At 70.1% G+C, this 13,950-nt stretch carries 11 protein-coding genes; 6 read left to right on the forward strand and 5 right to left on the reverse strand.

What is annotated here, in order from left to right; all coding sequences use genetic code 11:
* Positions 1 to 378 precede the first annotated feature (378 nt).
* Positions 379 to 1,557, reverse strand: a complete 1,179-nt coding sequence (locus tag ACWDA7_RS42740; protein WP_359400779.1) for a PP2C family protein-serine/threonine phosphatase — start codon at positions 1,555 to 1,557, stop codon at positions 379 to 381.
* Between the two features lie 149 nt (positions 1,558 to 1,706).
* Here ACWDA7_RS42740 and ACWDA7_RS42745 point away from each other — a divergent pair, with 149 nt between their 5' ends.
* The gene (locus ACWDA7_RS42745; protein ID WP_450612233.1) at positions 1,707 to 2,936 is read left to right on the forward strand and encodes a GNAT family N-acetyltransferase; all 1,230 of its coding nucleotides are present in this window, start codon (positions 1,707 to 1,709) and stop codon (positions 2,934 to 2,936) included.
* Between the two features lie 13 nt (positions 2,937 to 2,949).
* Here ACWDA7_RS42745 and ACWDA7_RS42750 read toward each other — a convergent pair whose 3' ends face one another.
* Both ACWDA7_RS42750 and ACWDA7_RS42755 read right to left on the reverse strand, forming a co-directional pair.
* Positions 2,950 to 3,759, reverse strand: coding sequence for an Fpg/Nei family DNA glycosylase (locus ACWDA7_RS42750; RefSeq protein ID WP_450612235.1), 810 nt, complete (start codon positions 3,757 to 3,759; stop codon positions 2,950 to 2,952).
* 96 nt (positions 3,760 to 3,855) lie between these two features.
* Positions 3,856 to 4,341 carry a ribose-5-phosphate isomerase gene (locus tag ACWDA7_RS42755; protein ID WP_450612236.1) on the reverse strand — a complete coding sequence of 162 codons (486 nt, stop codon included), beginning with the start codon at positions 4,339 to 4,341 and terminating at the stop codon, positions 3,856 to 3,858.
* A gap of 259 nt (positions 4,342 to 4,600) precedes the next feature.
* On the opposite strand from ACWDA7_RS42755, the gene ACWDA7_RS42760 reads away from it, so the two are divergent.
* Positions 4,601 to 6,076 carry an amino acid permease gene (locus ACWDA7_RS42760; RefSeq protein WP_450612238.1) on the forward strand — a complete coding sequence of 492 codons (1,476 nt, stop codon included), beginning with the start codon at positions 4,601 to 4,603 and terminating at the stop codon, positions 6,074 to 6,076.
* A gap of 191 nt (positions 6,077 to 6,267) precedes the next feature.
* Here the strand turns inward: ACWDA7_RS42760 and ACWDA7_RS42765 are convergent, their stop codons facing one another.
* Entirely contained in the window at positions 6,268 to 6,885 is a 618-nt protein-coding gene (locus ACWDA7_RS42765; protein WP_432927744.1) for a biotin transporter BioY, read from the reverse strand.
* Positions 6,886 to 7,325: 440 nt separating this feature from the next.
* Between ACWDA7_RS42765 and ACWDA7_RS42770 the strand changes: the two genes are divergently transcribed.
* Together ACWDA7_RS42770 and ACWDA7_RS42775 are read left to right on the forward strand one after the other, a co-directional pair.
* Positions 7,326 to 8,702 (forward strand): amino acid permease, encoded by a 1,377-nt coding sequence (locus ACWDA7_RS42770; protein WP_450612240.1) that lies wholly within the window; start codon positions 7,326 to 7,328, stop codon positions 8,700 to 8,702.
* A gap of 116 nt (positions 8,703 to 8,818) precedes the next feature.
* Positions 8,819 to 9,043, forward strand: a complete 225-nt coding sequence (locus tag ACWDA7_RS42775; protein WP_359400757.1) for a hypothetical protein — start codon at positions 8,819 to 8,821, stop codon at positions 9,041 to 9,043.
* 3 nt (positions 9,044 to 9,046) lie between these two features.
* Here the strand turns inward: ACWDA7_RS42775 and ACWDA7_RS42780 are convergent, their stop codons facing one another.
* Positions 9,047 to 9,709, reverse strand: coding sequence for a mycothiol-dependent nitroreductase Rv2466c family protein (locus ACWDA7_RS42780; protein WP_450612242.1), 663 nt, complete (start codon positions 9,707 to 9,709; stop codon positions 9,047 to 9,049).
* 162 nt (positions 9,710 to 9,871) lie between these two features.
* On the opposite strand from ACWDA7_RS42780, the gene pepN reads away from it, so the two are divergent.
* A complete protein-coding gene (pepN, locus tag ACWDA7_RS42785) occupies positions 9,872 to 12,457 on the forward strand; it encodes an aminopeptidase N (protein ID WP_450612244.1) in 2,586 nt (861 codons plus the stop codon).
* A gap of 316 nt (positions 12,458 to 12,773) precedes the next feature.
* Positions 12,774 to 13,838 (forward strand): hypothetical protein, encoded by a 1,065-nt coding sequence (locus ACWDA7_RS42790; RefSeq protein ID WP_450612246.1) that lies wholly within the window; start codon positions 12,774 to 12,776, stop codon positions 13,836 to 13,838.
* The last annotated feature ends 112 nt before the right edge of the window (positions 13,839 to 13,950 follow it).

Consider the following 13,950-nt stretch of genomic DNA (forward strand, 5'->3'; position numbering starts at 1 on the left):
GATCAACGACCCCAGATCCTCGCTCGACCCACGCGAGCCCTTCATCAGCGTCGACAGGGTCTGCGCCCCCATGTCGAACTTCATCGTGCCTCCCCGTTCCGACCCATCGGTCGTGTTCCGCCTGAGACGTACGTGTTGCCATCTCTATCAACTGGGGGATTGCCCGTGCAATCGACGCTCACAGAGCCGCCACAAAGGTGTGACCCGGCTGTGGTGTGATACGGGGCATCCTTCGCAACTCATCCAGGTCACCGGCCAGGATGGGGAGTTGGGACGGGAACGCGCTCGTCGCCGGTCCCGGTGCGATGATCACCGTCGCGAATCGGACCCGCGGCAATCAGCGTCCGCAGGGCGCGTGCAGGGCCCGCGTGCGGTCGCTCAGCGCGCGACCGAGACCGTCGGGCCCTCCCGGCAGATCAACAGCAGCGCCCGGTCGTCGTTCACGTCCTTCGCCACCGCTTCGATGAGATGCCAGGCGGCGCCGTGGAAGCCGCCGACGACATAGCGGTCGGCCTCGCCGGTGAGGCGGTCGATGCCCTCGACGATGTCGCGGTCGGAGGTCTCCACCAGGCCGTCGGTGAACAGCATCAAGACGTCACCGGGTCGGAGCGAGCCCTTCACGGAGTCGAACTGGGCGCCGTCGTAGACACCGAGGAGTGGGCCTTCCGCCGCCTTCTCCTCCCAGCGGCCGCTGCCGGCGCTGAGCTGGAGGCCCGGCGGGTGACCGGCCGAGTACAGCTCGTAGTCACCCGAGTCCAGGTCGAGGACCAGGTGGATGGAGGTCGCGAAGCCCTCGTCCCAGTCCTGGCGGAGCAGATAGCCGTTCGCCGCCGGCAGGAACGCGTGCGGCGGCAGTGAGCCGAGCAGTCCCCCGAAGGCCCCCGACAGCAGCAGGGCGCGCGACCCCGCGTCCATGCCCTTGCCCGAGACGTCCGTGAGGACGACCTCCAGCGTGCGGCCCCCGTTGGTGCGGGCCGCCACCACGAAGTCACCCGAGAACGACTGCCCGCCGGCCGGTCTGAGCGCCATCTCACGGTGCCAGCCGAGTGGCAGCTTCGGCAGCTTGCTCTGCACCCGGATGCGTTCGCGCAGGTCGAAGAGCATGGTTCCGCCGCGCCGCCAGGGCACCCCGACGCGGCTGCGGAACTGCGCGATCAGCAGTCCGAAGAAACCGCAGGCCGCGACCACGAGCACGATGCCGGGCGTGACCCGCGAGGGCCCCTCCGTGTACGGGCCGAGTCTGACGGACTCGACGATCAGCGCGGTGGCCGCGGCGGCGTACAGGCTGAGCAGGCTGGAGGGCCGCAGAAGCAGGCCGCCCGCCACGATCGGCAGGACGAGGACGGCGGGCGAGCACCATACGGGGTCGACCAGGGTGGTCGCCGCTATCAGGGGGATCATCAGCAGCAGGCCGGCGAGCGCCACCCAGTCCGAGCCGTCCCCGCGGAAGTAGTCCACGGCGGATCTGCGCAGGCCGGTTCTGGCCCGGTGCCACTGCTTCTTCAACCGGGCCGTGAACGTGTCGGCTTCCGAGCGCCGCTCTTGTCCTGCTGCCATTGCTCGGGACCCTATCCATCCGACCAGGCCCTTGGCACGGGAGGTCCCACTTGTCCCCCGTCCGAGCGCTGAACTTCACAGCAACGCGACACCCATGACCAGGGGGAAATCCCCTCGCTCGTCCTGCATTGCCCTGATAGTCATGGCGCATGACGACCGACGTGCGGGTGCTGCGGCAGGACGAGTGGAACGAGTGGTACGGCAACCTCCTCCGGGCCTTCGGCGGGGCGGATGAATCGGCCGAAGAGCGTGAACTATGGAACGAACTCACCGAATTCGATCGCTCTCTGGGCGTATGGGACGGAGAGGAGTGTATCGGAACGGCGGGGGCCTTCAGCTTCCGGCTCACGGTTCCCGGCGGCGCCTCGGTCCCCGCGGCCGGCATCACGATGGTGAGCGTGGCGGCCACGCACCGCCGACGCGGGATACTGACCTCGATGATGCGCCGGCAGCTGGACGACATCCGTTCCTGGGGCGAACCGCTCGCGGTACTGACCGCGTCGGAACCGGCGATCTACTCCCGGTTCGGATACGGAGCCGCGACCTTCCACATGGGCGCCGAGATCGACACGAGCCGGGTCGGCCTGTCCGTTCCGGCCGGCACGGATGACGTACGGCTGCGGTACGCCGCCCCAGCCGACGTCCTCGACGCCTGCGAGGCCGTGTACGCGCGGCTGGTGCCCGGCCGTCCCGGCATGCTGGCGCGGCAGCCCGGCTGGGAGAGGGTGGCGCTGCTCGACCCGCCGAGCGAGCGGGAGGGCGCGTCGCCGCTGCAGTGCGTGGTCGCCGAGCGGGACGGAGCGATCACCGGGTACGCACGCTTCCGCACCAAGCTCGGCTGGGGGGTCTCCGGGCACGACGGCACGGTGAGCCTGCTCGAGCTGGCCGCTCTCGATCCGGCGACGGACGCGGCCCTGTGGCGCTTCCTGATGGGCATCGATCTGATGACCACGCTGTACGTGCGCGGAAGGCCCGTCGACGACGGGTGGCAGCACATGGTGTCCGACATCCGGCGGTGCCGGCCACGGCTGCGGGACGGGCTGTATCTGCGGCTGGTCGACGTGGCGGCGGCGCTGGAGGCGCGGACCTACCAGACGCCGGTGGACGTGGTGTTCGAGGTCGAGGACGCGTTCTGCCCCTGGAACACCGGGCGTTGGCGGCTCACCGGCGATACGAAGGGCGCGTCCTGCGTACGCACCACCGACGCGGCCGATCTCGCGCTGTCCATACGGGAGTTGGGGGCGGCGTATCTCGGCGGTGTGTCTCTGGCCTCGCTGGCGTCGGCAGGGCGGGTCCGGGAGCTGCGGCACGGAGCGCTGGCGGAGTCGGCGTCGGCGTTCGGCTCGGTGGCGGCGCCGTGGCTGCCGCACGGCTTCTAGCCGCGGTCACCGGCTACGGCTTCTGGCAGGCCGGGCACCAGAAGAGGTTGCGGGCGGCGAGATCGGCGGTGCGGATCTCGCCGCCACAGATGTGGCAGGGCAGGGTCGCCCTGCGGTACACGTACACCTCGCCACCGTGGTCGTCGACGCGCGGCGGGCGGTCCATGGCCTCGGGGGTGTGTTCGGGGCGGACGGTGTCGATGCGGTTGTTCCGCACCCCCTCATGCATGAGCTCGACGAGATCGGCCCAGATCGCGTCCCACTCGGCGGGCGTGACGTCCCGGCCGGGCCGGTAGGGGTCGATCCGGTGGCGGAAGAGGACCTCGGCGCGGTAGACGTTGCCGACGCCGGCGATGACCTTCTGATCCATGAGAAGGGCGGCGATGGACGTACGGCTGCGCACGACGCGGCGGTACGCGGACGTGGGGTCGGCGTCGTCGCGGAGCGGGTCGGGGCCGAGGCGGCGGTGTACGGCCGCCTTCTCCTCGGCGGTGATCAGCGCGCAGGTGGTGGGGCCGACGAGATCCACAAAGGAGGCCTCGTTCGTGAGGCGGAGGCGGACCGTGTCAGTGGGCGGGGGCGGGGGGGCGTCGCCGAACGCGACCTTGCCGAAGAGGCCCAAATGGATATGCACCCATTCGCCGTCGCGGAAGCCGAGGAAGAGATGCTTGCCGTGGGCGTCGGCGGTGTGCAGCTCGGCCCCGTCGAGGAGGGCGGCGGCGTCGGCGAACTTCCCCTGGGGGCTGCGAACGCCGACGGCGCCGCCGACGAAACGGGCCGCGTAGTCCTTGGCCAGCCGATGAATGGTGTGCCCCTCCGGCACGGTCGCCCTACCTCCCGGTGAACGTGACAAGACGGGGCCGCGCCCGGAAGCCGGGTTGAGCTTCTCTGCGATCCGGCGGAGCCCCCGGCAGCTGTCTCAGACCTGCGGGTGGTGCGAGGGGATCGGCGGCAGCTCGCCCGTGGTCTCGTACGACGTGAGCATGTCGATTCGGCGCTGGTGGCGCTCCTCGCCGGTGAACGGCGTGTTCAGGAACGTCTCGACGAACTTCGTCGCCTCGTCCTGCGTGTGCATGCGTGCACCCACGGCGACGACGTTCGCGTTGTTGTGCTGCCGGCCGAGCGTGGCGGTCTCCTCACTCCAGGCGAGGGCGGCTCGCACGCCCTTCACCTTGTTCGCGGCCATCTGCTCCCCGTTGCCGGAGCCGCCGATCACGATGCCGAGGGAGTCGGGGTCCGCCGCGGTGTGCTCCGCCGCGCGGAGGCAGAACGGCGGGTAGTCGTCCTGGGCGTCGTAGATGTGGGGCCCACAGTCCACGGGCTCGTGGCCCGCGGCCTTCAGCCACTCGACGAGGTGGTTCTTCAGTTCGAAACCGGCATGGTCGGAGCCGAGATACACGCGCATGGTCCGAGTGTGTCACGGCTCTCGCCGCTCGGCCTCGCGGGGTACATACCCCCGGAAAATGTGAGCCAGGCTATAGAACCTCAAGGAAACCTCAAGTAGCAATCCGGAATCAAAGGTTTCCGAATTCCATTACCTCCGATTCACTGGACCGACTCGTACACCGCTCGTACGAGCCCCGGAGCGCTCGTAGGAACCGGACACGTCCGTACGTACGTGCGTCCCCCACATTCCGTACACCGGCTCAAAGGAAATACGTTTCATGACCTCGCAGCCGTCCCCCACAAAGGCCGGAAACAATCCTGGCCCCCCCGGAGAACCCGGCAACGGCCTGCAGGCCGGACTCAAGAACCGTCATCTGACGATGATCGCCATCGGCGGCGTCATCGGCGCCGGGCTGTTCGTGGGCTCCAGCTCCGGAATCGCCACCGCGGGTCCGGGCATCCTGCTCTCCTACGCCCTCGTCGGAACGCTTGTGGTCCTTGTGATGCGCATGCTGGGCGAGATGTCCGCCGCGAACCCCACCTCGGGCTCCTTCTCCGCGCACGCCGACCGTGCGCTCGGCCGCTGGGCCGGATTCTCGATCGGCTGGCTGTACTGGTTCTTCTGGGTGGTCGTGCTCGCCGTGGAGGCGACCGCGGGCGCCAAGATCCTCGCGGACTGGATCCCGGCCGTCCCCCAGTGGGGCTGGGCCCTGATCGTCATGGCCGTGCTGACCGCCACCAACCTGGCGTCCGTCGGCTCCTACGGTGAGTTCGAGTTCTGGTTCGCCGGAATCAAGGTCGTCGCGATCGGCGCCTTCATCGTCGTCGGCGCGCTCGCCATCTTCGGCGTGCTGCCCGGCGTCCACAGCGACCAGGCGAGCTTCGGCAACCTCACCGGCCACGGCGGCTTCCTGCCCAACGGTCCCGGGACCATCCTCACCGGTGTGCTGCTGGTGGTCTTCTCCTTCATGGGCAGCGAGATCGCCACGCTCGCGGCGGGCGAGTCGGAGGACCCGCGGCGTGCGGTGACCAAGTCGACCAACAGCATCATCTGGCGTATCGCGGTCTTCTACCTGGGCTCGATCCTCGTGGTCGTCTCCCTGGTGCCGTGGAACGACCCCGCGATCGCGAAGAAGGGCTCGTACGTCGCCGCCCTGGACTCCCTCGGTATCGCGCACGCCGGTCAGATCATGAACTTCATCGTGCTGACCTCGGTGCTGTCCTGCCTGAACTCCGGGCTCTACACGGCCTCCCGGATGGCCTTCTCGCTCGGCCAGCGGGGCGACGCGCCCAAGGCGTTCGCCCGGACCACCGCCCGTGGTGTGCCGATGACGGCGATCGTCGTCTCCGTCCTCTTCGGCTTCCTCGCCGTCTTCTTCAACTACAAGTACCCGGACTCGGTCTTCCTCTTCCTGGTCAACTCCAGTGGCGCGGTCGCCCTGTTCGTCTGGCTGGTGATCTGCTTCTCGCAGCTGCGGATGCGGAAGATCATCCAGCGCGAGGCGCCGGAGAAGCTGATCGTGAAGATGTGGCTGTACCCATACCTGACCTGGGCCGCGGCCGCACTGATCGTCTTCGTCCTCGGCTACATGCTGACCGACACGGAGCACGACGGGCGCGAGACCGTCCTGCTGTCGCTGCTCGTCGCCGCGGTGGTGCTCGTCATCGCCGTGGTCAGGCAGGCGCTCGGCGGCGGCAAGGCCGCGGAGCCGGTCGAGGACGCGCAGAAGGCGCGGGCCGAGGTCGGCGCCTGACCGGCACACGGATATGAGCAAGGGGAAGGGGCCCCGCGGCGTACGGCCGCGGGGCCCCTTCCCGTTCGTCTCGCTGCGGGCCGGCCGCACCGGTGCGACGTCACCCGCCGTCGACCCCGACAGGGCCGGAAAAGCACCGGGGGACGGGCACTCGGCCCGTCCCCCGGTACCGAATGGCCGGAATTACGACGTCACTTCCGGGCGAGCTTCCAGGCGCCGGGCAGCAGGCCCATCGCCAGGGCAGCCTTGAGGGCGTCGCCGATCAGGAACGGGGTGAGCCCGGCCGCGATCGCCGCGTTGGCGGACATTCCGGTGGCGAAGGCGAGGTACGGGACGCCGACGGCGTAGATGATCGCTTCACCCAGCAGCATCGCGCCGGCCGTGCGCAGCACCGAACGGTCGGCGCCGCGACGGGCCAGGGCACCGAGGACGGTGGAGGCGATCAGCATGCCGAGGATGTAGCCGAAGGAGGGGGCGGCCGCACCGGAGGCGCCACCGGCGAACCACGGCACACCGGCGACACCGGCCAGCGCGTACAGGGCGAGCGACAGGAAGCCGCGGCGGGCGCCGAGTGCCGTGCCCACGAGCAGCGCGGCGAAGGTCTGCCCGGTCACCGGCACCGGGGAACCCGGCACGGGCACCGAGATCTGCGCGGCGAGCCCGGTGAGCACGGCGCCGCCCACCACGAGGGCGACATCACGGACCAGGGTGGAGGCACCTCCCCGCGCGAGCGAAGCCGAGAGCCTGGGGGAGGGCAGCAGGTCGGCGAGGACCTGGCCAGGACGTGTGGTGGCGGTGGCGGTGCTCATGGGGGACTCACTCCGGCGCAGGGGGCGGTTCGGGACACGGCGACGCTATCCCAGGGGCGGTGCGGTGATCACCGTCAGTGCCCGACAAAGGGGGGATCCGTGGCTTGGTGGGCTGTTCACAAAAGATGCGTGCTACACCTGATGCGGCGTGATACCGGTCACGGAGGTGGAGGGCTGCGCGGAAGGGGAGCGGTTCCGGCGGCGTCTGTAGGGTCTCACCAACCGGGCTTGCCTCTTGAACTGCCGTTGTCTCGCCCGTCGGTCACCGTCTGGGCACGGGTGGCCCGTTTTGCCAGCTAGACCTCGGTCGCTGCGTGACCTCACCCTCACGGTCCGTGGGACGCGTGTCCGGATAGTGGGCGGCCTCTCCCTGTGAGCGGAGAGGCCGCCCAGACTGTGGGGCGATTTTGCCCGACTCATGCACTGGACGAGCCGCTCTCATGCCCAGCACCACTCTCGAGACGCCCCCGAAGCCGGACACTGCGCTCTCCCATGGCCTCAAGCAGCGCCACCTGTCGATGATCGCCCTCGGCGGTGTCATCGGCGCGGGCCTGTTCGTCGGCTCCGGAGCCGGCATCGCCGCGGCCGGACCCTCGATCGTCATCGCCTATGCCGTCTCCGGACTGCTCGTGATGCTGGTGATGCGGATGCTCGGCGAGATGTCGGCCGCCTACCCCTCCTCGGGCTCCTTCTCGGCGCACGCCGAGCGGGCGATCGGCCCCTGGGCGGGCTTCACCGCCGGCTGGTCGTTCTGGGTGCTGTTGTGCACCGCCGTCGGCCTGGAGGGCATCGGCGCGGCGAAGATCGTCACCGGTTGGCTGCCCGGCACGCCCGAGTGGGCGTGGGTGGCGCTGTTCATGGTGGTCTTCTGCGGCACGAACCTGGCCGCGGTGAAGAACTTCGGCGAGTTCGAGTTCTGGTTCGCGGCGCTCAAGGTCGGCGCGATCACCCTGTTCCTGGTGCTCGGCGCGCTGGCGATCGCGGGCGTTCTGCCCGGCACCGACTCCCCCGGCACCTCGAACCTCGGCGACTTCCTGCCGCACGGCAGCGAGGGCCTCGTCATCGGCCTGCTCGCGTCGGTCTTCGCGTACGGCGGCCTGGAGACCGTCACCATCGCGGCGGCCGAGTCGGAGGACCCGGTCAAGGGCGTGGCGAGCCCGGTCCGCACCGCGATGTGGCGCATCGGGATCTTCTACGTCGGCTCGATGGCGGTCATCGTCACCCTGGTCCCGTGGGACTCGAAGGAGGTGGTGGAGAAGGGCCCGTACGTCGCCGCCCTCGACCACCTGGGCATCCCCGGTGCCGGGCAGGTGATGAGCGTCGTCGTCCTGGTCGCCCTGCTCTCCGCGATGAACGCCAACATCTACGGTTCCTCGCGCATCGCGTACTCGCTGGTCGAGCGCGGTCAGGGACCCAGGGCGCTGGCCCGGGTGTCGGGGGGCGTGCCGCGGACGGCTGTGCTCACCTCCTGTGTGTTCGGCTTCGTCTGCGTGGTCCTCAGCTACTGGCGGCCCGACGACGTCTTCCCCTGGCTGCTGAACATGATCGGCGCGGTGATCCTGGTCGTCTGGTTCTCCATCGCGGTCGCGCAGTTGCGTCTGCGCCGCAGGCTGGAGCGGGAGGCGACCGACAGGCCGGCGGTCCGGATGTGGGCGTTCCCGGCACTGACCTGGGTGGCGCTGGCGGGCATGGTGGCGATCTTCGTCCTGATGGCGCGGCAGCCGGACACCCGGGTGCAGCTGTACTCGACCGGCGGGATGACGCTGTTCCTGGCGGCCGTCGGCTACGCCTGGCAGCGGGTGCGAGCCAGGAGCTGACGCGCGGCACACCACCGGACGGCCCCGCGAGCGGAACACTCCCTGAGGGGAGTGACTCGCGGGGCCGTCCCGTACCGGACCTACCGGTAGGCGAAGTTCCGGGCGATCGTAGGCAGATGTCGAACGAGAGGACACTCGCCTGCCACACCTGCGGAGCGGATCAGCCGCACCGTCAGCCGCGGGACGAGCGCGAACGCGAGATCATCCGCAAGCTGACGAAGAAGCGCTACGTGGAGGACTACTGGATCTGCGCGACCACCGAGCGGGACTGCCGCAACATCCGCTACTGGTGGAGCATCAAGCCCTTCGATCCGCCCCAGAAGATGCCCGAGCCCGAGTGAGGCTCACAGGTTGCTGAAGTCCGGGCCCTTCGTCCGCGTGCGCTTGATCTCGTAGAAGCCCGGGACCGAGGCGACCGCCAGGGTGCCGTCCCACAGCTTCGCGGCCTCCTCGCCCTTGGGCGCCGGGGTGACCACCGGGCCGAAGAAGGCGAGCTGCTCGCCGTCGGCGCCCGGGACCGCGATCACCGGGGTCCCCACCTCCTGGCCGACCTTGTCGATGCCCTCCTTGTGCGAGGCACGCAGCTCGGCGTCGAACTCGAAGTCCTCCTGGTCGGCGTAGTCGATCAGGTCCGCGGGGAGGCCGACCTCGTCGAGCGCGGCGGCGATCGCCTCGAGCGTCGGGCCCTCGCCCTGGTTGTGGATGCGCGTGCCGAGAGCGGTGTACAGCGGGCCGAGGACATCGTCGCCGTGCTTCTGCCAGGCAGCGGTCACCACACGCACCGGCTTCCACGCCTTGGTGGCCAGCATCTCCCGGTACTCCTCGGGCAGCTGGTCCAGCTTGTCCTCGTTGAGTACGGCCAGGCTCATGATGTGCCAGCGCACCTCGATGTCCCGGACCTTCTCGACTTCCAGCACCCAGCGGGAGGTCATCCAGGCCCAGGGGCACAGCGGGTCGAACCAGAAGTCGACGGGGGTCTTGCCGGAAGCGGTCACGGTCTCGGACATGGCTCTCCTAGGGAAGGGGGTCCTACACCATTCAACAACAGAGATCGCTCCGGCCATTCCCGGGCTCCGTAAGAGGTGGTGCGCCCCGTTACCCGCTGTCAGGGGCGCATGGCAGGATCGGTCCTGTCCGTCCCCCGACCCAGCCCCTAGGGAGTGCCGCCCGTGCCCGGTGAGAACCTGTCCCGCGACGAGGCCCAGGAGCGGGCAGCGCTGCTGTCCGTCAACGGGTACGACGTGTCGCTCGACCTGCGCTCCGCCGTGGGGGAGGCACCCGGCGGCGCGGACGGCGGCCCGCGCACGTTCCGCTCGGTCACCACGATCCGCTTCCGCTGCGCCGAGCCGGGCGCCACGAGCTTCGCCGATCTGATCGCCCCGAGCGTCACCGCGGTCTCGCTCAACGGCAAGGACCTCGACCCCGGCGAGGTCTTCGACGGCACCCGCATCCGCCTGGAGGACCTGACCGCGGAGAACGAGCTGATCGTCGACGCGCAGTGCGCCTACTCCCGCACCGGCGAGGGCATGCACCGCTTCGTCGACCCGGAGGACGGCGAGGTCTACCTGTACACGCAGTACGAGCCCGCCGACTCCCGCCGCGTCTTCGCGAACTTCGAGCAGCCGGACCTCAAGGCCCCGTTCCGCTTCGAGGTCCGCGCCCCCGAGGAGTGGACGGTGTGGAGCAACGGCGCCGGCGAACGGCACGACGGGGTGTGGCGGTTCGCGGAGACGAAGCCGATCTCCACGTACATCACCTGTGTCGTCGCGGGCCCGTACCACTACGTCACGGACAGCTACTCCCGCACCTTCGAAGACGGTACGAAGCTGGAGATCCCCCTCGGCGCGATGTGCCGCAAGGGTCTGGCGCGGCACTTCGACGCGGACGACGTCTTCCTGGTCACCAAGCAGGGCCTGGACTTCTTCCACGACCACTTCGACTACCCGTACCCCTTCGGGAAGTACGACCAGGCGTTCGTGCCCGAGTACAACCTCGGCGCGATGGAGAACCCGGGCATGGTCACCTTCCGCGAGGAGTACATCTTCCGCGGCAAGGTCACGCAGGCGTCCTACGAGCGCCGGGCCAATGTGATCCTGCACGAGATGGCGCACATGTGGTTCGGCGACCTGGTGACCATGGCGTGGTGGGACGACCTGTGGCTGAAGGAGTCCTTCGCGGACTTCATGGGCTCCCTCTCGCTGGTGGAGGCCACCCGCTTCACCAACGGCTGGATCACCTTCGCGAACAACCGCAAGGCCTGGGCGTACCGCGCCGACCAGCTGCCCTCCACCCACCCCGTCACGGCGGACATCCGCGACCTGCAGGACGCCAAGCTCAACTTCGACGGCATCACCTATGCCAAGGGCGCGTCCGTGCTGAAGCAGTTGGTGGCGTATGTGGGCCGGGAGGCGTTCCTGGAGGGCGCGCGCCGCTACTTCAAGCGGAACGCGTACGGCAACACGCGCCTCGGGGACCTGCTGTCGGTCCTGGAGGAGACGAGCGGCCGGGACATGGCGGCCTGGTCACGCTCCTGGCTGCAGACGGCCGGCGTCAACTCCCTCACCCCGCAGGTGCTGCTGGACGAGGACGGGCGCGTGGCCGAGCTGTCCGTGGTCCAGGAGGCCGCCGAGTCTCACCCCGAACTGCGCCCGCACCGGGTGGCGGTGGGCCTGTACCGCAGCGAGGGTGACGCCCTCGTCCGATACGCGCGCGCCGAAGTGGACGTCCACGGTCCGCGTACGGTGGTCGGCGAACTGGCCGGCGCCGAGGCTCCGGAACTGGTCCTCGTCAACGACGACGACCTCACGTACTGCAAGATCCGCTTCGACGACACCTCGCTCGCGACCCTGAGGGACCGTCTCGGCTCCGTCACCGACCCCCTCGCGCGGGCGCTGTGCTGGTCGGCGCTGTGGAACCTGACCCGGGACGCGCTGCTGCCCGCCCGGGACTTCATCGACCTGGTGCTGCGCTTCGCCGGCCGCGAGTCCGACATCGGCGTGCTCCAGATGCTCCACAACTGGGCGAACTCGGCGCTGACGTACTACGCGGCACCCGACTGGCGCGAGACGGGCGGGCGGCTGCTCGCGGACGGCGCGCTGAGCGAGCTGCGCCAGGCGGAGCCGGGCAGCCAGCACCAGCTGACCTGGGCGCGCTTCTTCGCGGCGGTGGCCCACGACGAGGCCGACCTGCGCCTGCTGCTGGATCTGCTGGCAGGCACCACGCAGATCGAGGGTCTGGACGTGGACCAGGAGCTGCGCTGGGCGTTCCTGGAGCCGCTGGCCGCGCACGGAGCGGCGGACGACTCGGTGCTCACGGCGGAACTGGCGCGTGACGACACGGCCTCCGGCAAGCGGCACCAGGTGCGCTGCCTGGCCGCGCGCCCCTCGGCCGCGGTCAAGGCCCAGGCCTGGGCCCAGGTCGTCGAGTCGGACGCCCTCTCGAACGCACTCGTGGAAGCGACCATCGCCGGCTTCGTGCAGCCGTCGCAGCGGGAGTTGCTCGCGCCGTACACGGAGCGGTACTTCGCGGCGATCGACCGGGTGTGGGCCGAGCGGTCCATCCAGATCGGGATGGACGTGGTGAGGGGCCTGTTCCCCGTGTTCCAGGACTCACCCGAGACCCTGGACGCGGCGGACGCGTGGCTCGCCGCGCACGAGGACGCACCGCCGGCGCTGCGCAGGCTGGTGCTCGAGGCGCGCGACGACCTGGCCCGCAGTCTGCGCGCCCAGGCCCGCGACGCCCGGCCGGCCCGCTAGGACGACACCGCCGGGGCGCCACACCGGCGCCCCGGCGAATCGGCCTCGCATGCGGACGGGCCGGAGCGGTACCGCCGGAAGTGATGTCCGACGCACGGCCGGGCCGGACTTCCGTGGTGGGAACGGCAGTTGACGGGTACGCAGGAACGACAGTTACGAAATACGAGTAACTCCACCCGTAACCTGCCGCCACCCCCATTCGGACCAGCCTCTTTCGGCAGTCGAACGCGCGTACTTTAGCGCCCTGTTGTCCGCATTTACCGACGGATGTGTAACAGGGGTTAGGCCGCGGACCGGGCGCGGGAACGTCGGGGGCATGACGCACAACACCCCGCTCTCCCCCCGCCCCCTCCGCCATCTGTCGGAGACGCAGCGCCGGGTGCTGACCACGGCACAGCTGCGCGCCCACGGTGTGACCGCCGCCACAGTCAACGCGCAGTGCCGCCCCGGTGGCCCCTGGCAGCAGTTCCTGCCGGGCGTCTACCTGCTGCACCAGGGCCCGCCGACCTCCGAGGAACGGCTGCACGCGGTGCTGCTCTACGCGACGCGCTCGTCACCCGGCGGCCCGGCGCCCGCGGTCCCGTCCCAGCCGGGCGCGCCCGCCCTGCGTCCCCCGCTGCCCCAGCCGGACGCGGTGATCACGGGCCTGGCCGCGCTGACGCTGTACGGCTTCACCTGCTCTCCCCCGCTGACCTCGCTGGAGCAGATCGACGTCCTGGTCCCACGGATGCGGCGGCTGCGCAGCGCGGGCTGCGCCCGGGTGCTCCGCACCCCGGCCATGCCGGCCGCGCACCAGGTGACAGGACTGCCCGTCGCCCCGGTTCCACGCGCCCTGGCGGACGCGGTGGCCGAGCTGCCGGACGCGAGCACGGTACGCCGCCTGCTGACCGAGGCGGTGCGCGGCGGCCACTGCGATCCGGCCGCCGTGGTCAGCGAGCTGCATCAGGCGAGACTGCTCAGCCGCCCGCACGTGGTGGACGCGGTGGACTCGATCCTCGCGGAGCGCCGGGCGATGGCCGAGGACCGCCTGTACCGGATGGTGCGCGAGTACGGCCTTCCGGAGCCGGTGTGGAACGTCGATCTGAAGCTGCCCGGGGGGCCCTGCCTCGGCGGCCTCGACGCCTACTGGCCCGAGCAGGCGGTGGCGCTGGAACTGGACACGCGGGCGCCGCGCCACGGCTTCCGGCAGGAGGACGACCCCCTGTGGTCGGAGTACGCCCGCAAGCGCGAGCAGCTGGAGCGGCTCGGCATCACGGTCGTCCACGTCACGCCGAGGAAGCTGCGGGCTGCGCTGGAGCAGCAGGCGACGGTGGTCCGCACGGCCTTGATGGCGGCGGCGGACCGGGATCCGGCCGCGTATGTCGAGGTGCTGCCCCGGTAGTGACCACCGGGGCGGTGATCAGGAGATAGAGCTTCATCCGGATGGTCTCCGGCTCGGCTGCGGCGAGTTCGGGCTCGTCGGGCAGGAGGAGGAGCCGGGTCCATGCGTCGAG

The sequence above is a fragment of the Streptomyces sp. NPDC001156 genome (genome assembly GCF_053598275.1).